General features: G+C 44.7%; 21 protein-coding genes. 4 read left to right on the top strand and 17 right to left on the bottom strand.

Translation table 11 applies throughout. The features are described 5' to 3' along the window. The first annotated feature begins 132 nt into the window (after positions 1–132). The 4 genes from AC3E9V_RS17910 (at position 133) to mobA (ending at position 5,158) form a co-directional block, all read left to right on the top strand. Complete coding sequence (locus AC3E9V_RS17910) at positions 133–2,370, top strand: sodium-translocating pyrophosphatase (protein WP_488749519.1); 2,238 nt, start codon at positions 133–135, stop codon at positions 2,368–2,370. 400 nt (positions 2,371–2,770) lie between these two features. Next, entirely contained in the window at positions 2,771–4,024 is a 1,254-nt protein-coding gene (locus AC3E9V_RS17905; RefSeq protein ID WP_488749518.1) for an alkaline phosphatase family protein, read from the top strand. A 48-nt stretch (positions 4,025–4,072) separates the two neighbouring features. Continuing rightward, complete coding sequence (locus AC3E9V_RS17900) at positions 4,073–4,471, top strand: DUF2784 domain-containing protein (RefSeq protein ID WP_488749517.1); 399 nt, start codon at positions 4,073–4,075, stop codon at positions 4,469–4,471. Positions 4,472–4,609: 138 nt separating this feature from the next. Continuing rightward, a complete protein-coding gene (gene mobA, locus AC3E9V_RS17895; protein WP_488749516.1) occupies positions 4,610–5,158 on the top strand; it encodes a molybdenum cofactor guanylyltransferase in 549 nt (182 codons plus the stop codon). Here mobA and AC3E9V_RS17890 read toward each other — a convergent pair. From AC3E9V_RS17890 to AC3E9V_RS17810, 17 genes are all read right to left on the bottom strand, one after another. After that, positions 5,155–6,582: a rubredoxin gene (locus tag AC3E9V_RS17890; protein WP_488749515.1), complete on the bottom strand. Its 1,428-nt coding sequence runs from the start codon at positions 6,580–6,582 to the stop codon at positions 5,155–5,157. The two genes, mobA and AC3E9V_RS17890, sit on opposite strands and share 4 nt — an antisense overlap. A gap of 46 nt (positions 6,583–6,628) precedes the next feature. Then, positions 6,629–10,135, bottom strand: a complete 3,507-nt coding sequence (locus AC3E9V_RS17885; protein ID WP_488749514.1) for a molybdopterin-dependent oxidoreductase — start codon at positions 10,133–10,135, stop codon at positions 6,629–6,631. Between the two features lie 28 nt (positions 10,136–10,163). After that, positions 10,164–11,510, bottom strand: a complete 1,347-nt coding sequence (locus AC3E9V_RS17880) for a NarK family nitrate/nitrite MFS transporter (RefSeq protein WP_488749513.1) — start codon at positions 11,508–11,510, stop codon at positions 10,164–10,166. Between the two features lie 147 nt (positions 11,511–11,657). Next, the gene (locus tag AC3E9V_RS17875) at positions 11,658–12,359 is read right to left on the bottom strand and encodes a cytochrome c3 family protein (RefSeq protein WP_488749512.1); all 702 of its coding nucleotides are present in this window, start codon (positions 12,357–12,359) and stop codon (positions 11,658–11,660) included. Continuing rightward, positions 12,337–14,940 (bottom strand): cytochrome c biogenesis protein CcsA, encoded by a 2,604-nt coding sequence (ccsA, locus tag AC3E9V_RS17870; protein ID WP_488749511.1) that lies wholly within the window; start codon positions 14,938–14,940, stop codon positions 12,337–12,339. Before ccsA ends, AC3E9V_RS17875 begins: the two co-directional genes overlap by 23 nt. 1 nt (position 14,941) lies before the next feature. After that, the gene (locus AC3E9V_RS17865; protein WP_488749510.1) at positions 14,942–16,000 is read right to left on the bottom strand and encodes a 2Fe-2S iron-sulfur cluster-binding protein; all 1,059 of its coding nucleotides are present in this window, start codon (positions 15,998–16,000) and stop codon (positions 14,942–14,944) included. Between the two features lies 1 nt (position 16,001). Then, positions 16,002–16,478, bottom strand: coding sequence for a hypothetical protein (locus AC3E9V_RS17860; RefSeq protein WP_488749509.1), 477 nt, complete (start codon positions 16,476–16,478; stop codon positions 16,002–16,004). Between the two features lie 83 nt (positions 16,479–16,561). Continuing rightward, positions 16,562–17,377, bottom strand: a complete 816-nt coding sequence (locus tag AC3E9V_RS17855) for a c-type heme family protein (protein WP_488749508.1) — start codon at positions 17,375–17,377, stop codon at positions 16,562–16,564. A 26-nt stretch (positions 17,378–17,403) separates the two neighbouring features. Continuing rightward, positions 17,404–17,859, bottom strand: a complete 456-nt coding sequence (locus AC3E9V_RS17850; RefSeq protein WP_488749507.1) for a globin family protein — start codon at positions 17,857–17,859, stop codon at positions 17,404–17,406. Next, positions 17,856–19,121, bottom strand: coding sequence for a glutamyl-tRNA reductase (gene hemA / locus AC3E9V_RS17845; RefSeq protein ID WP_488749506.1), 1,266 nt, complete (start codon positions 19,119–19,121; stop codon positions 17,856–17,858). Before hemA ends, AC3E9V_RS17850 begins: the two co-directional genes overlap by 4 nt. 52 nt (positions 19,122–19,173) lie before the next feature. Beyond that, positions 19,174–20,088, bottom strand: a complete 915-nt coding sequence (locus tag AC3E9V_RS17840) for a type IV pili methyl-accepting chemotaxis transducer N-terminal domain-containing protein (RefSeq protein WP_488749505.1) — start codon at positions 20,086–20,088, stop codon at positions 19,174–19,176. 14 nt (positions 20,089–20,102) lie between these two features. Beyond that, positions 20,103–20,921 carry an ABC transporter ATP-binding protein gene (locus tag AC3E9V_RS17835; RefSeq protein WP_488749504.1) on the bottom strand — a complete coding sequence of 273 codons (819 nt, stop codon included), beginning with the start codon at positions 20,919–20,921 and terminating at the stop codon, positions 20,103–20,105. A gap of 13 nt (positions 20,922–20,934) precedes the next feature. Next, positions 20,935–21,819 (bottom strand): ABC transporter ATP-binding protein, encoded by an 885-nt coding sequence (locus AC3E9V_RS17830; protein ID WP_488749503.1) that lies wholly within the window; start codon positions 21,817–21,819, stop codon positions 20,935–20,937. A 1-nt stretch (position 21,820) separates the two neighbouring features. Further along, complete coding sequence (locus tag AC3E9V_RS17825) at positions 21,821–22,918, bottom strand: ABC transporter permease (RefSeq protein ID WP_488749502.1); 1,098 nt, start codon at positions 22,916–22,918, stop codon at positions 21,821–21,823. Positions 22,919–23,001: 83 nt separating this feature from the next. Next, a complete protein-coding gene (locus tag AC3E9V_RS17820; protein ID WP_488749501.1) occupies positions 23,002–24,408 on the bottom strand; it encodes a CmpA/NrtA family ABC transporter substrate-binding protein in 1,407 nt (468 codons plus the stop codon). 21 nt (positions 24,409–24,429) lie between these two features. Continuing rightward, the gene (locus AC3E9V_RS17815; protein ID WP_488749500.1) at positions 24,430–25,704 is read right to left on the bottom strand and encodes an alginate export family protein; all 1,275 of its coding nucleotides are present in this window, start codon (positions 25,702–25,704) and stop codon (positions 24,430–24,432) included. A gap of 195 nt (positions 25,705–25,899) precedes the next feature. Then, complete coding sequence (locus AC3E9V_RS17810) at positions 25,900–26,523, bottom strand: Crp/Fnr family transcriptional regulator (protein ID WP_488749499.1); 624 nt, start codon at positions 26,521–26,523, stop codon at positions 25,900–25,902. Between the last annotated feature and the right edge of the window lie 136 nt (positions 26,524–26,659).

Below are 26,659 nucleotides of genomic sequence, written 5' to 3'. Positions count from 1 at the left end.
TAAAATCAAATTTATGGGTGGGCAATAGGAAAATTAGAAAAATGATGACCTAAAAAGGTAATTTCATTTACACTTTTATAATTTCTTTGAAGGCTTATCTTTGCACATCTTTTTAAAAACCAATATTAAACTATGAGTTATTTGATATACGCGGTGCCTCTGTTGGCGTTGGTAGGTATCCTTGTGATGATCATAAAATCACGATGGGTTAAAAAACAAGATGCGGGTGACGAAAAGATGCAGTCGCTTGCCAATCATATTCGAGAAGGCGCACTGGCATTTCTTAGCGCGGAGTATCGGGTGTTGGCCATTTTTGTGGCTGTGGCAGCCATACTTCTATTTATCATCTCAACCTTAGTAGAAACTACCCACTGGTTTATTGTCGTAGCCTTTATCATTGGAGCAGTTTTTTCAGCATGGGCTGGCAATATTGGGATGCGAGTAGCTACGGCTGCCAATGTAAGGACCACCCAGGCGGCCAGAACAAGTCTGCCTAAGGCCTTAAAGGTGTCTTTTACCGGCGGTACGGTTATGGGGCTGGGAGTAGCTGGTTTGGCTGTTTTCGGTCTCAGTCTCCTTTTCATCTTTTTGTTTCACTGGATGATGGGTGGCAGCTGGACCTCCAATAATGATATGACCGTGATTCTTGAAGCTTTAGCGGGGTTCTCCCTGGGAGCTGAGTCTATTGCATTGTTTGCCCGGGTAGGGGGAGGAATTTACACAAAAGCTGCCGATGTGGGAGCGGATCTGGTAGGGAAGGTAGAAGCAGGTATCCCTGAAGACGATCCCAGAAACCCGGCGACAATAGCAGATAATGTTGGTGATAATGTGGGTGATGTAGCAGGTATGGGAGCAGATCTGTTTGGTTCTTATGTGGCCACTGTTCTGGCTTCCATGGTGCTTGGAAACTATGTAATCCGGGACATGGGTGGTAGTATAGAGGATGCCTTCAATGGTATTGGCCCTATTCTGTTGCCTTTGGTAATTGCCGGGCTTGGAATCATTTTCTCTATCATAGGTACCTTTTTCATATCCATTAAAAACAATGAAGCAAAGGAAGCGGAGGTACAAAGTGCCCTGAATAAGGGAAACTGGAGTGCTATTTTGCTGACCGGAGTTGCAGCTTTCTTCATAATTGATCTGATTTTGCCCGCTACTATGCAGATGGACTTTTTTGGGCAGGGCATTGTTGATATTTCATCCACTAATGTTTTTTATGCTGTTTTGATCGGTCTTCTGGTCGGTGGGTTGATTTCTTATTTCACAGAGTACTATACCGGTTTGGGGAAAAAACCTGTTCTTAACATTGTTCAGAACTCTTCGACTGGAGCAGCTACGAATATCATCGCCGGACTTTCCACAGGTATGATATCTACTTTTGCTCCGATCCTCCTTTTTGCCGGAGCAATCTGGGGAGCTTATGAACTGGCCGGATTCTATGGTGTGGGCATTGCAGCATCGGCTATGATGGCCACTACAGCTATGCAGCTGGCTATTGATGCCTTTGGACCTATTGCGGATAATGCCGGTGGAATTGCCGAAATGAGTGAGTTGCCTCCGGAAGTCAGAGAGCGTACGGACATTCTGGATTCTGTGGGAAATACCACAGCAGCTGTAGGTAAAGGTTTTGCGATTGCTTCTGCAGCGCTAACGGCACTGGCGCTTTTTGCTGCATATGTGACCTTCACTGGTATAGATGGAATTAACATCTTTAAAGCTGACGTACTTGCCGCCCTGTTTGTAGGAGGCATGGTGCCGGTAGTATTTTCGGCCCTTGCCATGCGGTCTGTAGGTAAAGCGGCCATGGAGATGGTAAAAGAGGTACGCCGCCAGTTCAAAGAAATACCTGGTATCATGGAAGGCACAGGCAAGCCGGAATACGGTAAGTGTGTGGATATTTCCACAAAAGCGGCTATCCGTGAAATGATGCTGCCGGGAGCTATCACCATAGTGGCGCCATTGCTGATTGGTTTTCTTATGGGGCCTGAAGCTTTGGGTAGTTACATGGCGGGAGTAGCTGTATCAGGAGTGCTTTGGGCAATCTTCCAAAACAATGCAGGTGGTGCCTGGGACAATGCCAAGAAATCCTTTGAGGCAGGTGTAATGATTGATGGTGAGATGACTTACAAAGGTTCTGAAGCCCATAAAGCCGCTGTAACGGGAGATACTGTTGGTGATCCTTTTAAAGATACGTCCGGACCATCTATGAACATTCTGATCAAGCTAACTTGCCTTATTGGTCTTGTGATCGCTCCGATCCTTGGTGAGATCTATGGAAACGTAAGTCATGCTTCTGCGGAAGTAGAAGAAGTGATAGAAGTAAAAGTGGATGCAGAAAAGGCAGTTAGCGTAATTGAAGATGTAAAATAATCATCAATAAATCATTAAATGTAAAAAAGGGCTTTTGGATCTCCAAAAGCCCTTTTTACGTTTATGGGATCGTTTGCTTCAGGTTGGTGTTGTCACCAACCTGTAAATCAGTACATCTGATATGTCGGTGACAACACCGACATAAAGCATAATCAAACCTCTCAACCGTAGTTAAACTTCAATGCCAGTCATCTAATTCACTGTAAATAAGTAGTTTAAAATATTTATTATCTTTGTCTCAAAGAGAAATTACAAAAGGTTACTGATAGACCCGTTTGCCGTGGCAGGCGGGTTTTTCTATATCTGTTTTCCGGATTTCCCATACTTATTTAACCCCACTGTTAATTTTTCTTTTTGTGAATGCTGGAAATAAAAACTGATGAATTTATTTTGCAGCTAAATGATCCGGTCACTAATTTCTTTACACTTTTTTTTCTGCTTGTTTCATGTCCACTCACAGAGCCTTACCTATGCCGAAGTGCAGGCGAAGGAGATTGCCGTGGACGGGAGAGTAAACAGTGCCTGGGCAAAAGGCCGGGATTATGTAGTCATGATTAGCATTGACGGTTTTCGCTTTGATTATGCGGAAAAATATGATGCAAAGAATTTACTCAAACTAAAGGAGAATGGAGTCTCTCTGGAGAAGTTACTGCCTTCATTTCCAACCAAAACCTTTCCCAATCACTATACGCTGGTAACGGGCTTATACCCTGGTAATCACGGACTTGTTTCAAATGAATTTTTCAGTAGATCAAAGGATAGATGGTACCGGATCCCGGATAAGGAGGAGGTGCAGGATGGCTCCTGGTATGGCGGTACTCCGTTATGGGTTCTTGCAGAGCAGCAAGGCATGTTATCTGCTTCTTTCTTTTGGGTAGGTTCTGAAGCAAACATCCGCGGCTTGCTGCCTACTTATTATTATACCTACGATGGTAGCATTCCTAATGGGTATCGGGTAAAGCAGATGGTTGACTGGCTCAACCTGCCAGAGGACAAAAGACCTCATGTTATTCTGGGGTATTTTTCCATTGTGGATGATGCTGGTCACCGTTATGGCCCCGATCACGCAAAAACCCGGGAAGCTGTTCTGGAGATAGACAGCCTCATCGGCAAACTGCAGGAGGGCATTTCAGCAACAGGTTTGCCTGTTCATACGATACTGGTTTCCGACCATGGGATGTCCGGTATTTCGAGGGGGGAGGTATTGCACGAGCTGGTGGAGCTGGGTGATTCCAAAGTGGCTTATAGTTTTCCCCCGATGATCTACCAGACGGACTCTTCAGAAGTCGAGCGAATCTACCGGTCATTACTGGAAGTCCCTACGATCGACGTGTACAGAGGAAACTGTGTTCCGAAGTATCTCAATTTTAAAAATGAAGATCGGATAGGTGACCTGGTCTTAATTACCAAACCTCCTACAGTGATATTAGATAAACCTAAACGGGTTTTTGGAGGAACTCACGGATTTGATCCGTTTACAGACCCTAACATGGGGGCTCTATTTTTTGCAACGGGCCCTCAGCTGAGAGAAAATCTGGTACTTCCTCCAATTGAAAACATTCACGTTTATCCGTTTATTGTAAAATTATTAGGACTGGAAATTCCTCCGGAAATAGACGGGAAGGTCGATTTTTTAGCGCCAGCATTTAAATAGAGTAATTCGGGGATTTTTTTTGGCATACTTTTAGAGTAGGGTGCTGGTATGTTACTGGCATTAGATTATTTCCTCACGGTTTTCCATACAGCTTTTATGCTGTTTGTATTGTTTGGTTGGGCGCATCCCAAAACAAGAAAAACCCATATAACAGCATTGCTTCTGACCCTGGTGGCCTGGCTGTTGGTCGGTTTGTATAAAGGAGTAATTGGCTACTGTCCGCTGACGGACTGGCACTGGGACATCAAACGTGCGCTGGGAGAGCGAGGTATGCCGTCTTCATTTGTAGAATATATGGTAGAAAAAGTGACCGGGATTAATTTCTCAAAAGCACTGATGGATACCGTTACTGCATTTGGACTGGTTTTTGGAGTGGGTATGTCCTGGTATTATCAGCGACTGGAACAGCTTAAAATAAAAAGAAAAAGGCAGCGTCAACCTGCTTAAGAAACCTGGGATGTAAGACACTTCTGCATTGAATAAAGGAGCACGTAAGGTCGGACTTTAGTCAGACCAACCGGGCCTTTGCAAGTTTTTCAGGCCCGCCGCCCGGTAATTCCTCCCATAATTTCTTAACTTAACCTCATGCTGAAAGCACTGATACTAATAGGAGGGAAGAGTACCCGTATGGGACAGGATAAACACCTGCTGGACCATCATGGCCAGCCACAGTACCTGCACTTGTCAAAACTGCTTTCGGAAATGGATATCCCGGCATTCCTTTCCTGCCGAAAGGATCAGGCAGAAACCTTTACTGGCCACCCGTTAATTATCGACCATTATGATTCATACGGACCCATGGGAGGGATAGCTTCAGCTTTTGAGGAGGATGAGAAGTCATCATGGCTGGTGCTGGCCTGTGATATGCCCAATATTAGTGAAAAGTCTGTCAGGAGTTTAATGGAAGCTGATGACCCGCAACAGGATGTCGTTTGCTACCAAAAGGAGGACGAGGAGTTTTTCGAGACCGCATTTGCCATTTATCATCCTTCTGTTTACCCTGAGCTAAAAAAAGCCATTGACAGGAAAGAACTAAGCTTACAGAAGCTGCTGAGGAAGAGTCGTGTAAAACCCATTCACCCGGATGAGCCCGCCACCCTTCGTAATGTTAACACTCCTCGTGACCTGGGCTAAGCCAGTTCCATTTTCTTGTAACTTTCCTTTGATTTGCCGCAAGTTGGGCAATGGTAATCATCCGGCAACTCAATGAATGGGATACCCGGCTCGATTCCGCCCTCAGGATCGCCATATTCTTCGTCATATACCGTTTGGCAGGAGGAGCACTGATACCGTTCCTTTTCGATGTTGTCTACAATTGATTTTACTCGTGGAGAAATAACCTTTTCATCCGTCAGGTTTTCGAAGTAGATCAGGCTAAGCTCCAGAATGAGTGGCGCTAATACACTTTTATCTACCTTTTTTGCATAAACCTGGTACTCGGTGATGTTTGGGTTGAAGTTTTTGCTGTAAAGGATGTTGTAAGTATCGCCATTGTTATCCGGTTCGTTTTTCTCAATGACGATTGAGGTAAAAAGCGTGATGTCCGCTGAAGATTTGATCGTAAATGTAAGTCCGTAAGTACTGATATCCATCTGGTCCAGCTCTCGGACCAGGTAGATCTTCAGTGCCAGGGCTTCCTCGTCTAAAGCAGGCAGATGCCAGTTGAGCTCAAGTGCGGAGTGCCTCAGGTTCATCCCAAACTTACCGAGCAGCTTTTCCCAGCCAATCCGGTCTTTTTCAAAAATCCCTTTGATAATGAATGACTTCCAGGGTGTCAGGCTCACTTTTCCTACCTCCGTATGGATACATCGTTCCATTACTGCCCTGAGGATGGTGGTTTTAAATTTATTGTTTCTCCAATAGAGGCCCAGCCAATATTTATCATCAGCAAGCCGGTTTATTCCCTCATAATAAGGGAAGTGTGTTTCCGGAAGTACCAGCCCTTCAGTGACCGGCTGGGTATTCATCCTGGTGTTTTCAGTCAGGTGATTTAAAAGCGTCTCATAGCTCCAGCCCTTATTGATGAAGTCACTCTCTTCAACCGCTTTTGCAACTTTGGACAGATCCTCATTATACACCAGCACAGGCATTTGCCATGGAGTGTTTTGGATTTTTTGAAACCTTAAATACACATACCAATAGCTCTCCTGGTTGGAAGCAATAAAATTAATTTGTCCTGTAAATAGGGGAACCAAACTCTGTGAGGGATCCACCAGATTGATCCTGAACTTTGGTCGGTAGTCAAAACTGTTTAGCACATAATGATAGATGTGTGAAGCCAGCCATTTCTTACCCGGGAGAATGTCCTGAGAGACATAGGAGCTGCTTATATTCTGATATTCGAAGGTGTTGATCTCATAGTCAAACTGGATGGACTCGAACGCTTTATCCAGAATGGCTTTACTTTTTTCCTTGGCGGGAAAAAGGATGTCCTGTCTTGAACCAAAATGGAGGTAATCAGCTCCGAGTTTCTCCGCCACCAGAATGATTTTGAGAAAGTCTCCGGGAGAGATGATGCCCCCTTTTACAAAGACTCTGACCAGATCTTTTACTTCCATGTTTTTCATTCAACAGCTCTCTTTAGGCAGGCACAAAATAACCAAATTAATGGACTGCCTCAAGAGAAGATTCTATTATTCGTTTTACTTCAGATTTGCAGCTACCGCAGCCCAGCCCGGCGCCAGTTTGCTGGCACAGGTCGTTTAAATTGTCAGCGCCTTTTGCGATTGCCTCCTGGAGATTGCCCTGACCAACGTTGTTGCAGGCACAGACAAGCTTGCCGCGTACAGGGTCGGGAGACTTTCCGGAGCGCAATAGCTTTACCCGCTTTTCTGAAAGTTCTGTACCACTTTCGATCAACTCTTTGTACTCTGCAAACTCGGCTTTGTCACCCATGAGGATGGTACCAACCAATCTGTCATTATGAATGATGCATTTTTTGTAATAGAGCTCTTCACGGTCCAGGAAGATGATCTCACTGTAGTTTTTTCCGTTGACCGGAACTTCTGCCAGGCCTACTGAGCAAAGATCCAGGCTCGGAAATTTAAGAATGTTCATAGGGATGGTTCCCGTATAAAAAGATGTAGGATCCCCCGCCAGATACCTTGCACAGATGTCTGCCTGCTGTTCTGCAGCGGCGGTGATCCCATTGAGTTTTTGCTCATGCTCGGCAATCTCACCAAGAGCAAAGATGTCTGGGTCACTGGATTGTAAATAGTCGTTTACAATCACTCCCCGAGCCGTTTTCAAGCCACATTCTTCTGCGAGCGTGATGTTGGGTCGGGTTCCGATAGCATATACAGCAGCATGGGTGCGAAATGAGTTTCCGCTTTTCAGGTATACATCCAGTTGGTCATCCACAGATTCCATGCTTACTACCTCGTCATTGGTAAATACACGAACACCAAGGCTCTCTACGTATTCGCGAAGCATAGAGCTGGCGACCGGATCAAGCTGACGTTCCATCAGTCTGGACCCAAGCTGAATGATGGTCACCTGTATATGGATTTCGCTTAAAGCAGCAGCAAGCTCCAGTCCTAATAATCCACCTCCGATCACCAAAACGTGGCTGTCAGGACGGAGGTGCTGCTTAAGGTCATCTGCATTGGTGCGATCTCGCATGGTAAACACTCCGGGAAGTTGCATCGGTGCATTTGGCGGGATGAATGCCCTGCTTCCGGTTGCTACTATAAGTTTGTCATAAGGATGCGCTACACCGGCGCTATCGATCACTTCCTTTCGATCCCTGTTAATCTTTTCAATTGGGTTAGACGGGTGAAGCTGTAAGTTTAGCTTTTCAAGCTCCTCCTGTGTGTATTTAATTAGTTGCTCCCAGGATTTCGTTTCATTTACATACTCCGGCAGTAACACGCGGTTATAGAATGGCCACTCTTCCTTGGAGAAAACATGGATGTCGTCATGTTCATTGAAATCACGGTAGGTATTGACAAAACGATAAGCTGCTGCTCCCGCCCCGATTACCACCACTTTTTGTTTAGGAATGGATACCTTTTTGACCTCCACAGCCGAAAATTTGAACCCTGGCTGCTTTGATTTTGGGTCTACTGTGTCATTGGTCAGGTTATTGGATCGTGCAAGGTCGGAGGTTAGTTTTTTACCCCAATGCATAGGAAGAAAAACGACTCCTTTTTTGATCTGGTCGGTTACTTTAGTGCTGACCTGAACAGTCCCCCGAGTATTTTCGATCGTCACCGGATCACCGGTTTTTATTCCTCTTTTCTCAGCATCTCTGGGGTGGATTTCCAGGAATGGCTTGTCAATATGTTTATTCAGTTTGGCCACCTTGCCGGTTTTGGTCATGGTATGCCACTGGTCTCTGATTCTGCCGGTTGTTAGGATCAGGGGATAATCATCACTGATTGGTTCCTGCTCCAGTTGGTCTCCGCTTACACTTATCTTCGCTTTTTGATCTGCTGTCAGGAACCTGCCATCTTCAAAGAGCCTGGGGGTTCCATGATGTGAGGTATCGGGCACCGGCCATTGTACTGATCGCATAGACTTCAGCCGATCATAGGTTAGTCCTGAGATGTCAATAGGCGTTCCTTTGGTCAACCTTGTGTATTCCTCAAAAACCGCTTCAGCATTCTGAAAGTCAAATCCATGAAATCCCATAGCCTTTGCAAAGCGTATGAGGATCTCACTGTCTGGTAAGGCTTCTCCAGGAGCATCTACCACTTTTGGCAGGTAGCTGATCCTGCGTTCGGAGTTGGTCATTGTGCCCTCTTTCTCCAGCCAACCGGCAGCCGGGAGGAGGAGATCAGCATACTTTACGGTATCGCTGCGATTGGAAATATCCTGTACAATTACAAAGCGTGCATTTTTCAGGGCTTCATCTACCAGTCGTGCGTTAGGCAGGCTTACGGAGGGATTGGTACAGATGATCCAGATCCCTTTCATCTTTCCATCCCGCAGTGCTTCGAACATTTTGGTAGCTGTGAGCCCGGGCTCTTCCCGGATTGAGTCTACTCCCCAAAAGTCTGCAACCTCTCGCCGATGAGTTGGGTTGGCCAGGTTTTTATGAGCCGCAAGCAGGTTGGCCATCCCACCGACTTCCCGGCCACCCATCGCATTAGGCTGGCCGGTTAAGGAGAATGGTCCCGATCCGGGCTTCCCGATATTTCCTGTGATTAAGTTAAGGTTGATCAGCGCCAGGTTCTGGTTGACTCCTGCTGTGCTTTGGTTTAGCCCCATGGCCCACATAGTGATAAAGCCTTTGGAGGCTCCGATCATCCGGGCTGCTTTGGTGATCTGATCTGCCGGGATATCGCAAATGGCAGCTGCTTCCTGCAGGGTTTTCTTTTTTACTTCTTTGACCAGGTGATCATACCCGTTGGTGTGTTTTCGGATAAATTCTTCATCCGTGAGGCCTTCCTCGATAAGCTGACGGGTGATGGCATGAAATAATACCATGTCAGTGCCAGGTCGAACCTGCAGGTGCAGGTCGGCCAGAGCACACGAGTCAGTAACCCGGGGATCTACTACTATAATCTTAACATCGGGGTTGTTGGCTTTGTGTTGTTCAATTCGCCTGAAGAGAATGGGGTGGCACCATGCAGGGTTTGCACCGGCTATCATGATACAATCCGAAAGCTCAATGTCCTCATAAGAGATCGGCACTGCATCATCTCCCAGGGTTTCCTTATAGCCGACTACCGCCGAACTCATACAGAGCCTGGAGTTGGTGTCTATATTGTTAGTTCCGAGAAACCCCTTTGTGAGCTTGTTAGCTAAATAGTATTCTTCTGTTAAGCACTGACCAGAGACGTACAAACCCACACTGTCCGGGCCATGCTGCTCCATAAAGGTCTTAAAAACAGCAGCAGCACGATTGATGGCCGTGTCCCAGGAAACTTCCTCAAGGGGATGCTGCTTACTCCATCGCATTTTTGGTACAGTAAGCCGATCGCTCTGATCCATCACTGTATAATGCAGGTTCATTCCTTTTGAGCAGAGCATACCCTTATTTACAGGGTAGGTTTCGTCCCCTTTAAGCGAAAGCTTCCCTTTGTCACTTTTCCTTACTTCTATTCCACATCCAACCCCGCAATAGGAGCAGGTAGTTTTTTGTGGCTCTCCCCATTTCTGTGGCATACTATTTTATTTCAGTATTTTTTATCACCTATGCATATTCAGGTTCCAACTGCACTTCTTTTTCTGCAGCTAATTCTTCTTCGACATCTGTTACTTTTTTGTCTTCTATTGCAAATTTTATCAGTAGTGAAAGGAATGAGACCCCTAATACAATGAAGCCAAGGATCAGGAAGGATTCTGTCCATTCCAGACCAGTAAGGCCTTTTTTGAAAAGAAACATACCCGCTACGGCTCCAGCATTACCCCCTGCACCGACTATTCCGGAGACGGTCCCAAGTGCTTTTTTATTAACAAATGGCACAACGCTGTAGGTAGCCCCCTCACTCATTTGTACAAAGAGGCTGAAGAAGATCATCACCCCAATGATCGTAGGAATGGTCCCCATCCGGGAAAACAGGATCAGAAAGATCCCTTCGCAGAACAGAGCAATAAAAAGCCATTTGACACGACCGTTGAGTCCGCTACGCTTACCAAACCTATCGCCCATTAGACCTCCTAGCGATCTGGCGAAAATATTCATGAGTCCAAACAGCCCGGCTATTAGTCCGGCTGTTTTTATGTCCATATCAAAATAGTCTGTGAAATAGAGGGCCGCCTTTGAATTAACGATCAACTCTACACCGAAGCAAGCTCCGTAAATCACAAAAAGGATCCATACTCTGTAGTCTGTGAGTACATTGCTCAGTGAGCCTTTCGACCCTTTTTTGCCTTTTTGGATTGCTTTTTTTGGTAAATCACTATAGTTTCCTTCCGGAGTATCTTTGGTGAAGAAATAATAAACAATACCCATGAGGAAAAGGAGGATCCCAGGTCCTACCATCGCGTATCTCCATGCAAGATGTTCCGAACCAAAATAAGCCAGCGCTCCAGCAAAAACCAGTGGCATCACCTGCTGAGTTACTCCACCACCCAGGTTTCCCCATCCTGCTGTGGTGGCGTTAGCTGTCCCAACTACATTTGGAGCAAACATCACGGAGGTATGAAACTGGGTGATGACAAAAGATGCACCAATTGCTCCTATAAACATACGCGCCAACAGGAACTGCTCATAACTCTGTGACAGTCCGATAAGCATGACCGGGAAGGAACCGAGTACCAACAGCCAGGAGTAAGTAATCCTAGGCCCTATTTTGTCGCAGAGCCACCCGATAACTAATCGCATAATCACCGTAGATGCCACGGCTATCATGTTGGTATTGACAATCTGGTCTGTGGTGATTCCCAGGTCTTCCCTTATGATGGAGAGCATCGGAGCTACACCAAACCAACCAAAGAAACATAAAAAGAAAGCAAACCAGGTGAGGTGAAAGACCCTCATGTTGATGGTGCTCAGGTTGAATAGCTCAATTCTTTGTGCTTTTCCGAAATTCTTCATGTTGACTATTTACGTGAACTTTTTTCAAAATTACGTAATAGTTCGTAATAAGTAAGTAAAAATACGTAGAAATATAACTATTTAATACTTATTTTTGTGTAAATAGTTGGTAGTTAGGAGCTTATAGGTATGAGTTTTTACGTATTTTCAATTGTACTTAGTCTGCCATTCCTCTTCTTTTAATGGATAATACTTTTTAATGTCTGCGTAAGGAGATTTTCCTCCATCGAGATATTCGCGAACTGTCTTTATCGGTATGGTGTCTTTTAATGCTTCGGCTGCTTCATAGATATGGTTTCCATGAAAGTCATGACACTGCAGGCATGTAGACCACATATTGTTGGCAATTAATTCTTTGTGGCTGATATCCAGAGGATCATTATTCATTTTTGTATCCTCATGACAGTTTACACAATATCCGATGTTCGGTTGGGTTACACGAACTCCATTGTGTTCCACATGGCACCCTTCACATTCCGTCACGCCAAGGTTTTTCCGGGCTTCAGCAAACCGGGCCTCCGTAAAGCGATGTAATGGGTGGCGATCGTTAGGCCGGTCGTGACACTCCAGGCACTTTTTGGTATCTACGTTTTCAGTACCAAAATCTGCTTTGGTTTTGCGTAGACGCATTGCAAACATAATATTGGCCTGAAGCTGTTGAAAGACATTCCCTTTGGCCGTGGTGTGACAGGATTGGCAGCTTAAATTTTCATGGCCGGTATTCATAGGGCCTAATGAGAGCATGTCTTCATTTGGTGGGATGCTCAACAGCGTGTAGACCACTGAGGTTACGAACAATCCCAGGCCAAATCCTATCCATTGTCTTTTACGTTTCCTGCTGATTTTCATGATTCATTATTTTATGTTTTTGATAGGTCAGGACCTTCCAATAACTGGCTAGCCCTGATTTGATGCGGAGTGTTTTTTTAGGGTTATCAGGTCTGGCTTCCCACAGCCTGTAAAAGGTGGCTGTTCCGATTCCGCCTGTCATTAGTAAAAAACCCAGCCAGACCAGACTGATCAAAGGCATTTCGATGGATTTTATCGTGATCCAGTCACGTTGAGATGTGGTCACCTCAAGCTGATAAGTATTTTGGTCCGGGTTTAGATTTTTCAACAGGACCTTTGTGCCAATGGCTTTTATTTCGTCCGGGAAAAGCCTTACTTCCCGATTGGCAGAGATGTGAAAGACAGGTTTTGCTTCATAGGTATTGGATTGATCTGTGATGTGGACTAATGCTTCCAGGGCAATATCATTTGGGGCAGGTAGGATACCGGCTGGGTTTTCATTGATCCGAACTTCTTCCAACCGAAGTTTTAAACCATCAACTTCAAATACTTCTCCAGGCGAAATGGTTTTAGAAACCGTAGGATTCCATTTTACCTTCTCCGGGTCAGGGAAGTTGGTGACGTGGGTGTAAATATCTCGAATAAAATTACTTTTGATTGAAGGGGAGGCCATATATCCCATTGTTGGATTGTTCTGTACCCGTGGGTTTATGATGATCTTTTTTTCTGATGGAAGGCTCAGTTCGATAGCATAGTATTTATTGGCTTCCTTGATTCGTATGGTATCACCCTTTGAGATTTGACCTTCCCTGGGAGAGGTAGTTTGTGACAAAATTTTCAAACCGAGTTCATTGGCAGATAGGAGATCATCTGTTCTAACCAAACCTCCATCATATCGATAATAGGTTCCTTTATAGGTGAAAATGTATCCATTATTTGATTTGGGAACATTTCTGGATAGTAGCAAATTCTCCTGAATGGTATGAACAGGAAGGTTGCTTTCAGGAGCATTGATTGTAATATTCTGGCTCAAGACTTTTTTATGTCCGGCAGAATAGACAAAGCCAATCAGCATGATGGCTCCACCTGCATGAGCCAGCAACCCGCCAGCGGATAGGCTGCGTGTGGCATACATCAGCTCAATGATCAACTTGACCGATATGGTTAATAGCAGGATGCTTCCGGTTATGAGGCAGATATAACCAATATCGGTGGTTTGTCCCATTGGAAGACAAATAGCTGCAGTGATCAACGTAATGATCAAGGGTTTTGTCAGTTCATTTTCCAGTGTTTTTAAAGACCTGATTTTTTTTCGGAAAACCAGCTGTCCGATACTACAGGCCAGACATATACTGAATCCAAACCAGAGCTGGAACTTGCTGTAGAAATTTACCTGGTTAGCCGGAGGGGCAAATTTTTTATCAATTCCCATGCCTTCAAGGATGGCATTTAAAACCGGGATTGATGTAGGCAGGAAGACCTGAAATGCAGAAAGGGCCAGGATTGCAATGCCAATGATCATCCAGAACTCGATGGAGAAGATAGGCGTGTTTTGATCGGCCCTGCCGATGGTTTTTCTCCGGTAAATGAGTGTGGCCAGGCTTCCCAGTGTGAAGAGCAACAATACGATTAGCAACTGTCCGGATAACCCCAGGTCTGTAAATGCATGGACCGAAGCATTGCCAAGGATACCGCTTCTGGTTAGAAAAGTGGCGTACAGTATCAGGATAAATCCTGCCATACTTAGGAAAAGAGTCAGAGATAATCCCTTTTCCACCCGTCGGTAAAGCACTGTGCCATGGACAGCCGCAAGAAGGACCAGCCAGGGGATAAAGACAGCGTTTTCCACCGGGTCCCAGTTCCAGTACCCTCCAAAATTGAGGGTTTCATAGGCCCAATAGGCACCCATCATGATGCCAATACCCAGAACTCCTACACACGTCAGCAGCCAGGGAGCCATTTTCGAAACGAAGGTTTTGAATTGTTTTTTCCAAAGGGCCGCCAAAGCAAATACAAAGGGGACAGCCGATAACGCAAAACCCAGAAAGATCACCGGAGGATGGATGACCATCCAGATATTTTGAAGTAAAGGGTTTAGCCCTGTCCCATTTCGGGGGATAAAGTCCGGGTTTTTTCGGAAAATTTCGTCGTGCGAAACATCTCGCAATAGCAGAAAAGGGGAACTCCCGATTTTTAGATCTGTTGCCAGGTGAACACCCAGCAACATGGAAACAAGGCTGGCCTGGATCATACAAAAGAGGATCATGGTGGTAGGTTCCCAGGACCGGGCCGTTCTTGTGAGAATGAAGCCAATGATCACATTCCAGAAGATCCATAAGAGAAAACTTCCTTCCTGACCTTCCCAGAAACAGGAGATCATAAAGTGTACCGGAAGCTCGTTAGAAGAATGCTTCCAGGCGTAGTGGTATTCATAGTGATGGAAATAGATGATGCTAAACAAGGAGCTAATTGCTGCCAAAACAGAAAAGCCATGCAGACCAAAGCTGATATGAGCGAGTCGGATCCAGTTTGATTGGGTGGTCTTGTCGATGGTCCGGAGACTTTCATAATAGGCATATATTGCAGCAAGGACTGCTACAAATGAGGTAATGACCGATAAATGCCCCAGGTTTCCAAGCATCTTAGTTATATTCAATCACCACATTATTGCTTAAGGGTTTGCAGATACAAGGCAGGACGAGGTTATTGTCCAGATCTTTTTGTTTCAGGGCATGACCTTTCCGCATGAAAACCTCCCCTGATGTACAGGTAGCTTTGCATGTGCCACAGATACCATCCATACAGACATATGGGAGTTTTACTTTTTCATCAAGGGCTGCATCCAGTATGCTTTTACCAGCCTTGACGGGGACAGTATATGTTTTCCCCTTGTGTATAATAGCTACTTCCCGGTTTACCAGCATTGGGCCGGCAGCTTTTACTTCCTGTGCTGAGGGAGGAGGAGCGGAGAACTTTTCAATATTGATCCTGTCGGAGGGTATATTACAGCTTTTGAGACCTTCCTCAGCTTCGATCATCATGCCGGATGGGCCACAGATGTAGTATTCCGTTTGCTGCGGAGGGAATGTCGGCACCTCGCTGAGGAGTCCTTTGACTTGTGATCGTTCTACCCGACCCTTATAACATGCTTCAAAATCACCCGGATTTTCCAGGATATGGATCAGGTGCATTCGTTCTTTATACTTTTCGGCATATTCAGTCAGTTCTTCATTAAAAATGATGGATTCCAGATCGCGGTTTCCGTAGATCAGGGAAACCACGCTTTTAGGTTCATTTGCCAAGATAGATTTCAGGATGGAAAAGAGTGGAGTGATACCACTTCCGGCTCCAAATAATACGAGGTGTCGTTCATTATTTTTGTCCGGATTGACTGTAAATTCACCCATAGGGCGAATAACCTTTATCTTATCCCCGGCTTTAATGTTATTGTAAAGATGATTGGATACTACTCCGTCTTTAATCCTTTTGACGGTGACACTCACATAGTCATCAACACCGGGGGCACTATTCAGAGAATAGCACCTGCGCTCAGTCCGGCCATCAATATTGACAAGCAGGGTCAAAAACTGTCCCGGACTGTATTTTATTTTTTTGAAGAAAGGTTGCTTAAAATGTATGCTTATGGCATCATCAGTGACCTTGATAGTTTTTTGGACCTTGAGTGAGACAATGTTTCCCATATTATTCGTAGTAAAAAACCACCCATACATGGTAGATGGTAAGAAATGTGATAAAAAAGGAGCAGGCTACATGCAGGATCATCCATCCCTGGAAGACGATCTGTGATTTTGATTTCAAAACATCCGGATTGATCAGGCCCAGCAGAAAGTTTCCGAAGAAGGTAAGGCTCAATACAAAGAGATAGGCAAATCCCAGCTTCATGGAGTGTATGTAAAACAGGAGGGGGGTAAAAGCCCCAAGCCAGTTATGAATGTTGTAAAACTTCAAGCTCAGTTCTTCCCACTGAGGACGTGTCCTTACTAAAGTCAGAGTCCACTGGAAGAGTATGACTAGAGAAAGTCCCAGTCCCGACCACCGGCGATACATTTCATCTTGCTGAAGCTCCAGTAAATAGCCCCATTTCCAACTCATCAGGTCCTGGAGTATGAAAAAGACGAATAGAATACTCCCTGTAGTGATAAAAGCTAATCTGCTCATAAAATAGCTCGTTAGTGATTTGATGGATGCCCCACCCGAACCAGTCAGGTGGAGCACAACCAATCAAATCAACATGAAGATTTTTAGATCTTTAAAATTCCTTTTAGCGTTTTCTCAGAGGCCAATTCATTGACACTGTCCAGAAACACTTCAGGTGTAGGAAGCTGATATCCATACGCAGGCCAGCTATTACCGACTGCCGGCACTTCCACTTTAGAAAACCCGGAAGCTTTATCCAGATAGGTCCGGAAGGTAGCAGCTGCTCCGCTTCTGTAAGCCAGAACAATAGCCTGCAGTTCTTCAAACGTTACGGAATCACTGGGATAGGTCCATGTGGTTGCTCCCATGATATCACCCATTTTCCAATCAGTTTTAGTGGTTTCCGGGTGTTCGTTGTGACAATTTACACAGGGAGCAGCGGCTGCAAAATCAGGAAACATCGCTGTGTACAGTTGGTTTTCTTCATCATAAAAGAATTTAGGCTTACTATCTTTTCGGATTTCCTTAAACAAGTCAGCCTGCTTTCCGACAAACTTGTTTGACTTTCTTACAGGGAAGTCTGAGCCTAAAAACAGCCCAAGAGGAACCTCTCCTTTTTTTCGTATATCGCTGGCAATACCGCGAAGAAAGAGGGCCGGAAGCGGACCGGCTTCTACATGATCTTTCTCCCAGTCTTCATGAAACTTCAATCCTTGTTTCTTTCCCGCTCCCACAATGGCTTTCGTATAGAGAGTGCGTGCTACATCGTTTTCTGTAGCGACAATTTCAAACGCTTCTTCAATAGAATATAATTTCTGAGAGCCGGTGGCTGTTTCTCCTTCTTCGGGTAGCGGCTCACAGCCAAAAATGGTCAGTAACAACAGGCTCAGTAGGCCCAGGTTTTGTAGTTGGTTTTTCATAAAACAGGTAGTTAGAAATTGAATAATCAGGCAGCTTTGGCAGCTTCTTTCATAGTGGTAGCAAGCACTGTATAAACAGCCACCCAGGAATCTTTGACTTCTTCATTCCAGTTTTCACCCAGGCCAGTCTCCAGCGTGTAGAGCAAAGCACCGGCTACCGTATCGTAATGACTGTCTTCTACACCATAGTCTACGTGTCTTTTACCAAGGTCCTGGACCACAGGGACGAGGCTATCCAGATCGTCCAGTCCTTTTACGGCTGCAGCAAGCATAGTCATCAGCTTTTTACCCTGTTCCTTTATATCACCTTTAAACAGGGGTTTTAAAGACGGATCCATTTCAAACAATTTGTTATAAAAGATCTCGGCGGCCGTTTCCGAAATGGGAACAACCAGTGAAAATGTCCTTTGTACATGTCCTTTTTGTGCAGAAGAGATGGGACCTTGTTCCTTCCTCTTGAAAATTGATTTTAGAATGCTCATGATTTTTCAGTTGTTTGGTATTGAAGATTAAAAAGTTCGTTAAGTGTTTTATTGAGATGTTCAGCATGGTCACGTTGGCATACATGTTTCAGCTGCAATACAGGTAGCTTTACGATTCGCTGAACAATAGATTGAGATACTTCTTCTATAAGGTCAACCTGCTCTTCATTTGCTTTTTTGAGGTATTTTGCAATTGACTCTTTACGAAGGTGATCCAGGGTCTCTTTAAATTTTCGTATGGAATTCGCGAAAGCCATTGTCTCTCCCCAGTCCATAAATTCGGTGGAATATTGAGCGAGAATGGCTTTCACTTCCGGGATCGCCTTTTCTCTATTACCCATGGTTTTCTGCTGAAGCCTGCTTATATCGTCAATATTGTAGAGACGTGCTATTTCTCTCACTTTTTCTTCAACCACACGAGGTGTTCCGAGATCGACGATGGTTGGTGCGCTGAATCCCCTTTTGGTTATTGTATCCTGAGTTATCAATAATGAAGGAGAATAAGCCGTATTTATAACCACTTTAAAACTTTTCAACTCCTTCCGGTATTGGTCAAACGGAATAAAAGTTGCTCCTTTCTGGATGAGGTGCTTCGCATTTGCAGTTGTCCTGTTTGTCACTGACAGGTTAGTGAACCCGAGTTTTGTGAGATTGAGGAATACATCCGTCCCCATTTGGCCTGCCCCAATGATCAATATCGGATCTTTTGTTTCTGCCAGCTCTTCTGAAACAATGAGTTTTGAAGCATTGTATGAAACAGAAGCAGCGCCGTCTTTGAATTTAGTAGTATGAGCAACTTCTTTGTGTGCAGCAAATACAGTATGCAACAATCGGTGAATAATTACTCCTGCCATACTTGCATCCACAGATTGCTGATAGGATTTCTTGACCTGGCTAAAGATCTGGATGTCTCCCAATACCTGAGACTCCAAACCAACCGCTACCCGGAAGAGATGACCTGCAACAGCTTTTGTGTCATTCAATATAGTGAAATACCGGGTTTGATGAACAACGTTCCGGATTCCCCGCATTGAGCAAAGCAGGGCGATGATCTTATCTGATATTTCTTCCCCTGAAGGAGTGTAATAAACCTCCAGTCGATTACAGGTATTCAGGACCAGTGCTTCCTGTATGGAGAAGCAGTCTTTAAGCTTGTTTAGAAAATCGTATTGCTCAGACTCAGGTATACTAAACTTTTCCCTGACATCCACTGGAGCTGTTGTATGGTTAATGGAAATAAGTGTTAGCCGTACCTTATTCATAACTTGATTTTTAAATGTTGGATCAGGGATATTGAATACTTATAGCATCCGGTCAAATGTTCAACCTCGAATTTTGAAGTTCGCGCTGTAGTTTTTCGATCTCCTTCTGGCTGTATTCCAACTCTGCTTTGAGTTTGACATTTTCCATCATTTGATTGGTGGTTTTAAAGGTGTACTCCTTGTCCTTATCAATCAATTCCTCTTTGAGCTGCATCCCCAGCCTTCTCAGGTCTCTTATTTTTTGATTAGCCTGCTGGATCTGGGATCCTGAATAAGATTTTTCATCAGCCCGAAGCAGATTCAACTCTGAAATAGCCTTTTCTTTCTTTTTGGAGTCTGAGACCATTGGTCGGAAAATGAAGAACACTTCCATGAGGATTAGTAAGAATGTGAACCCCATCAGGTAATACTCCGTAGTGGAAAGGCTTTCAATTTTAGAAGAGGCCTGGCGGTCGTATTCAAAAGTGATCTGATTCATCAACTTCAGAAAGCTGGCCTCATTGGAAATGATTTTTTGCACAGCCCTCTCAATTGCTGGCTTGATATCCGGATGGTTGATCGCTTCAAATTTTATGCTTAAAAGATGATTTGCTGCACCTTTTATGCTCTGAAAGAAAGGTTCTATTTCTGCAAATAGCGCCTTGGATGCCTTGGAAGCATTCATCTCCGAAACGTCAATTTCTTCATTACCATTTTGCAGGTCTTTATGGGATTTTGTCCAGAGAGCAACTGCTTCCCGGAGTTCACCCTGTGCTCTAATGAAATCCTGCTCTGTTTTTGATTCCTTTATTTTTAAAGTGGCTTTGGTAATTTTCTGACTGAGCATTCTCTGACGCCCGGAAATGTTGATGATACGTGCATCCGATTTGCTGTCTTTGATGCTTTTTTGCATTAGGATCTGGCTGCCCAGAATGACCACCGTAAGGATCCCTAATACAATCAGGTATTTCGATGTTATTTTATTCATTGTTAGGAGTTTGTTTAATGATTTAAAAAATTCATGAGATAGCCTCGGTAATCATAGTACTCCGGATGCTCCAGTACTGCTTTCCGGTTTCTGGGCCGTTCAAACGGGATGATCAATTCATCTCCGATTTTCGCAAATGGACCACTGGTCATCATGACGACCCGGTCAGCAAGGAAAATAGACTCATCCACATCGTGAGTGATGGCCACAGCGGTGATCTTTTCCTTTTGCCAGATCTCCAGCAATACGTCCTGGAGCTCGCCTCGAGTTAAAGAATCGAGCATTCCAAACGGCTCATCGAGTAGTAAGACCTTGGGTTTTAAAGCAAAAGCCCTCGCTATGCCTACGCGCTGTTGCATACCCTGTGAAAGGGCGGTGGCTCGTTTATGAAAATCATTGCCTAAACCTACTTTGTCCAGGTAGTATTTGCAGATCTCTTCTTTTTCTGCCCGGCTGGCTGACGGAAAAACCTGCTTTACACCGATCATTACATTTTGCAGGGCGGTAAGCCAGGGGAGAAGGCTGGGTGACTGGAAAACCACTGCACGATCCGGTCCGGCTTCCCTCACAGGTTCGCCATCTACATAGATCTTCCCACCTGAAATATCGTTCAGGCCGGCGATCATGGTGAGCAGGGTGGATTTACCACATCCGGAATGACCTATAATAGAAATGAACTCCTCGGATTTGATGCTCAGGTCCAGGTCTTTCAGTACAGTGTAATCTCCTTTAGGAGTGGGATATATTTTAGTGAGTTCATCACAAACAAGCATGTCCGGTCGTGTGTCCTCCACTGGTTTTGTTTTTTGAAAATCTTTAAGTAATGCTTCCATGGGATTTATTTTTTTAGAAGTATTTGACTTTGTCTTTTTTGCGTCTGAGGCCAAATCGCACACGACCAGGCATGACCGGTTTCAGGTCCGGTAAAATGTATTTCTGGTCGCTGCTTTTCTTCCTGCTGACGCCTACTTCGATCAGGTATTCCAGGATTTTGTTTCTGATCTTTTTATATTCAGGATCCTGGTTGATCTCAGTTACATCTCTCGGCCTGTCAAAGTGGACATGAAACTCCGGTCCCAGTGTAGCTCGGGGTCCCGGGGTCAGAGGAATGATCCGATCTGCCATGATGATCCCTTCATCCACGTCGTTGGTGATGAGCAGGGCCGTTTTTTTGTCTTTGCTCCAGATGTTGATGATCTCCTCCTGAAGGGTGCCACGTGTAAGTGCGTCCAAAGCACTTAAAGGCTCATCCATAAGTAAAACCTCTGGGTTCATGGCCAGGGCTCTTGCTACCGAAACACGCTGACGCATGCCACCGGATAGCTCAGATGGCTTTTTGTCAAGCGCTGGAGTGAGGCTTACCATTTCAATGTACTTTTTGGTGTGTGTTTCTTTTTCCTTTTTGGACCAGCCTGGAAAAACTTCATCAACAGCGAGCTTCACATTCTGGAACACACTAAGCCATGGAAGGAGTGAATAGTTCTGGAAAATAACTCCTCGCTCGGGCCCAGGACCGGTAATGGGTTTTTGGTTCAATAATACCTCTCCTTCATCCGGAAAAAGCAGACCGTTGATCAGGTTGATCAGGGTGGTTTTACCACTCCCGGTGAAACCGACGATCGCTACAAACTCTCCTTCTTCAATGGATAAGTTGATATTGGAAAGTACTTCGGTGACTTCCGTACCCTCCTGGAAGGATTTACTTACGTTACGTAATTCTAAAGTGGCCATATTATGCTGCTGATTTGTTGAAACTCATTACATTTTGTACAGCCAGCATCATGCGGTCCAGCAGGAATCCAATGATCCCGATCACAAACATTGCGACGATGATCTTGGCGTTGGAATCGTTGGCTCCGTTTTGAAATTCCTCCCAGACGAATGATCCCAAACCAGGACTCTGTGCAAGTAGCTCAATGGCAATCAGCACCATCCAGGCTACGGACACCGTAATTCTCAGCCCGGTAAAAATCAATGGCAGGGAAGCTGGTAATATGATTTTAAAGATGTTTTTGCCTACACCCAGCTTCAGTACTTTGGATACGTTGATGTAGTCTTTATCTACTGTGGCTACTCCCATGCTGGTGTTGACCAAAGTAGCCCACATGGCGCATAATCCAACACTGATGAAGGAGATGATAAAGGACTTGTCCATGTTTGGATCTGTGATCAGTGTTTTTACGATCATAAAAACCAGCAACAGCCAAACCACTGGTGATACAGGTTTCAGGATCTGGATCAACCAGTTAAATGAGTTTCGGAGCACATCGCTCAGGCCGATGATGATCCCTATCGGTACGGCTACAAATAGTGCCAGAAGAAATCCCGCGGCTACTGTTTTGAGGCTGGTACCGATCTGGTCTACGAAAGAGGGTCTGCCTGTGTAAGTAATGGGAGCCAGACCCTGAGCTTCCCTCTGCTCGTTTGTTTCTGCTACTTTTTCTCTAAACTCGTCTTTCTTCTCAGCTATCGTCTGATGATCCTTCCAGAGAGCCAGGTAAGCATCATAAACCTGTGCCGGAGAAGGGAGTGTATTTGGCTGGCAGCTGATATCTCCTGATTCTATGCAAGTTTCCATAGCCAGAGCAGCTTCCTCACCCTGATCTTCTCGAGCTTTTTCAATTTTTGCTTCCGCTTCCTTATTAAATAAATAAGCCGCTCCGGCATGCCAGAAGAAAATGAATACGAAAATAGACAGAAGAGGGACCAGTGTCTTTTTGAAAAACCTGGTGAAATTTTTACGTGGTTGTTCTCCCGAGAACACACGGATCAGTGGTTCCAGAAATCCCAACCCAAAATACTTTAGTGTTTTTATTGTCTTATCCTTCATGTTAATTGATTTTGTGGTGGTCAATCAGTGTTTGGAAGTGTTATCTCCTTACCGGGGAGCACTTCCAAACATTGAAATTATTTTCACATTGATTGGTCTTTGTTTCCGATCTCAAAGCTGTTGATATACCCGATCGGGTCTTTACCATCGTAAGTATTGTCATCTATGAACTTGTCCGTAGCTGGCTTGTAGCCATCTGTTTCAGGAATGTCTGAAGGTTCCAGGTGACCCTCTTTGACCAGCAAAGCAGCTGCCTGTTTCCAGATGTCCGGTCGGTATATATCTTTGATCGTCTTGTGATACCAGTCAGCTGGCTTTGATTCCGGGATTTGTCCCCAGCGTCTCATCTGGGTCAGAAACCAGATGCCATCCGAGTAGAACGGATAGGTGGCATGGTATCGGAAGAACACGTTGAAGTCTGGCATGGAGCGTTTGTCGCCTTTTTCAAACTCAAATGTTCCGGTCATAGAGTTGGCAATTACGACAGAGTCTGCTCCCACATAAGCTGATTTGGATAGGATGCCTACGGCTTTTGGCCTGTTGCCCGGAGTGTCCAGCCATTTACCTGCCCGGATTAGTGCTTTCGTTACGGCAATGGCTGTATTTGGATTCTCTTCCACAAACTTTTTAGTCATCACAAACACTTTCTCCGGGTTGTTTTCCCAGATATCGTAGTTGGTCGTTACGGGCACACCTATGCCTTTAAATACTGCCTGCTGATTCCATGGTTCTCCTACACAGTATCCGTAAATGGTTCCGGCTTCCAGCGTGGCAGGCATCTGTGGCGGAGGTGTTACTGAAAGCAGTACATCTGCATCTACCTGCCCCTGAATGTTTTCTGCTGTATAAAAGCCAGGGTTGATACCTGCAGCAGCCAGCCAGTAACGGATTTCGTAGTTGTGCGTGGAAACAGGGAATACCATTCCCATTTTAAAGGGCCTTCCGGATTCTTTGTACTCATCAACCACAGGCGCCAGTGCGTCAGCCTTGATCGGATGGATCGGTTTTCCGGAATCATCTTTTGGTACGGCTGGTTTCATCTTATCCCACACTTCGTTAGAAACCGTAATCCCGTTTCCGTTAAGGTCCATGGAGAACGGAGTAACCAGGTTTGCCTGGCGTCCAAAACCTGCTCCGGCAGCAATGGGCTGTCCTGCAAGCATATGCGAGCCATCCAGCTGCCCGTCAATTACCCGGTCCAATACATTTTTCCAGTTGGATTGTGCTTCTATGGTGACATAGAGTCCTTCATCTTCGAAGTAACCAAGCTCTTTGGCAATGGCCAAAGGAGCCATATCAGTCAGCTTGATAAATCCAAATGTGAGCTGAGGTTTTTCAATCAGTAGCTTTTCTTTACTGCCTGATTTTTTGGTATCAGCGTCTTTGTCGCTGACGGATTTGCTGGACGCACCACCGCATTTTATTAAGATCACGGCAGAAGCCAGTATCCAGGTGATGGTCAGTAGTTTTTTTATGGTATGGAATTTCATAAGTCTTATTTTTTGAAGTTTTTATTCAGATTTGAAAAAAGTGGGTTTGAAAGTGATCATGGTCCATGCCCAGTTTTGGAGTGTGGTTTTGTCACCACCTCTGAGCGCTTCCATAGTATCTGTGGCAAACATTTGGGAATACCCAAGATGCCAGGTGACACCGCCTTTAAGTTTTTTCACATAAACCAGATCCAACTCCGTACCCATGGATTTATCAAGCTCGGTAGTTTCACCGCTGACGAACTGCTTAGATCCTGTCAAAAAATGGTGTACATTGGCATTCAATTTTCCGCCTGCTACACCGAAGCTGGTCTTTAGGTAAAGGTCCGTAACCCCTACGTTTCCATTGGCCGGGCCTACGAAGAAGTAGTCCATGAAGCCATTGTGAGCATGATTGGTACCAAAGTCCGGGGAGAAGTTGGTAATGTCTGAGCTGGTATCATCTGCATCTTTGCCGGATACGTGCTCCGCACCAAAGGTCAATGGTGTTACAGGTGTAGTGAAGGTAAGGTTTAAGCCAGCGAGATATGCATTTACATCATTTCCTCCCAGTTCACCCATTTGGTAGTAAAAATCACCACCTATTTTAATGCCTCCCAACTTGGTAAACCCAGTTGCTCCTGCAGTTTGCTTGAATGAAACCGTAGAGTCAGCATTTTGATAGCCGGCATTCAAGGCTACAAGTGAGAGCGAACCTTCGCTAAAGGTTTTATTGAACCACCCATATTGCATGGTCTTATAGTTGCCACCTACGCTGTAGAAACCTGCGGCCTCACGCTGAAGGAATGCCTGCTCAGGAATGTCTTTATCCTGATTGTATGCAGCTCCAAGATGAAGTTTGGTGCCTTTTTCTACACTTTCGTATAAAAACAAAACTGCGTCATGTCTTCTTCCCTGCTGCGCCCATTCCAGACCACCTATGAAACGCTGATTGTCATAGGAAATGATTTGTCTCCCTATTTTGAGTGAGAGGACTTTGTTAAAGTAGTATTGCCCCCAGGCTTCACTTAAAAAGGTAACTCCCGGTTCAGTTTTAAAGATCTGAGATGTTTCACCCCAAATCCGGATGTCTTGCAACGCCAGCTTGAATTTGAAGTCTTCTGTCGCATAATCAAAATACAGTCTCGACCGCTGCTCTATAAAGAACGCCGGATCTTTAGTCTCGTCGGTCAGGGTCTTAAATCCATTTCTGAATTCTGCTCTGGGTCTTACCTCACCAGAGATGGTAAATTGTGCCAGCGCTTTTTGTGAACCAAAAGCAGCCATAAGCATCATTAAGTAGAAAAATCTCTTCATAAGTCAATTAGTTAGATTTACGTTTACTACGTAATTATTTAAATGATATGTACGTATAATTACGTATTTACTGCAAACGTAGCAGGAGACTATGAAGTATTCTATGAGAGAGTACAGGTATGAATAGTCTTTTACACCACAAAAAAACCTGCGGTTTCGCAGGTTTGATTATATAAATGCTTCTTATGTAGCTATTTAGCTGTCAATAAAGTAATTGTGTTCGGAAATTTCCGAACTAAGTAGTTTTTCATTTTTTATGCCTACTTTTTTGCCTTCGGTATGGATGAGTCCTTCTTTTTTGAGGCTGGACAGCACGCGAATCACCTGCTCTTCAGTGGTCCCTGCAAAGTCAGAGATTTCCTTTCTGGAGAGCTGAATGTTTAACAGGTTATTGGTCTGACCGAATTTACGGTTTATATAAAGCAATGAGTCAATGACTTTTTCTCTCACAGTCATCTGGGCAAACTTTTTCACTTTGGTTTCACTTCGATTAAGTTCCTCAGCATAGAAGGTCATCAGGTCGTAGGTTAAGGAAGGTATTTCCTGAAACATCTGATGTAATAGAAGGCTGGAAAAATTACATAAAGTAGTGGTTTCCAGTGCTACAGCGCTAATTTGGTAGAACTGACCTGCCCCAAAACCACGGTGTCCTATGGTTTCTCCGTTTCCGGCAAACCGAACGATCTGCTCTTTTCCATTTAAGCCGGTTTTAGCCACTTTCACTTTGCCCTTATGGACAAAATATAGCCCGTGAACCGGCGCACCCTCAATAATAAGGTTTTGACCTTTCTTACAGGTGAGACGTGTTTTCTTATCCATAAAATCATTCATTTTTTCTGAATGACTACTTCGCTTGATGATACAGTTATGATTTTCGCATGTCCGGCAATCCTGTTTAAAAGCAACCATTGGCGTTTGTTTTAAATATTTACGTAAAAATACGTAATATTTACGT

Source organism: Marinoscillum sp. HNIBRBA16962 (assembly GCF_057801515.1).
This window is presented reverse-complemented; position numbering and strand designations above follow the sequence as displayed.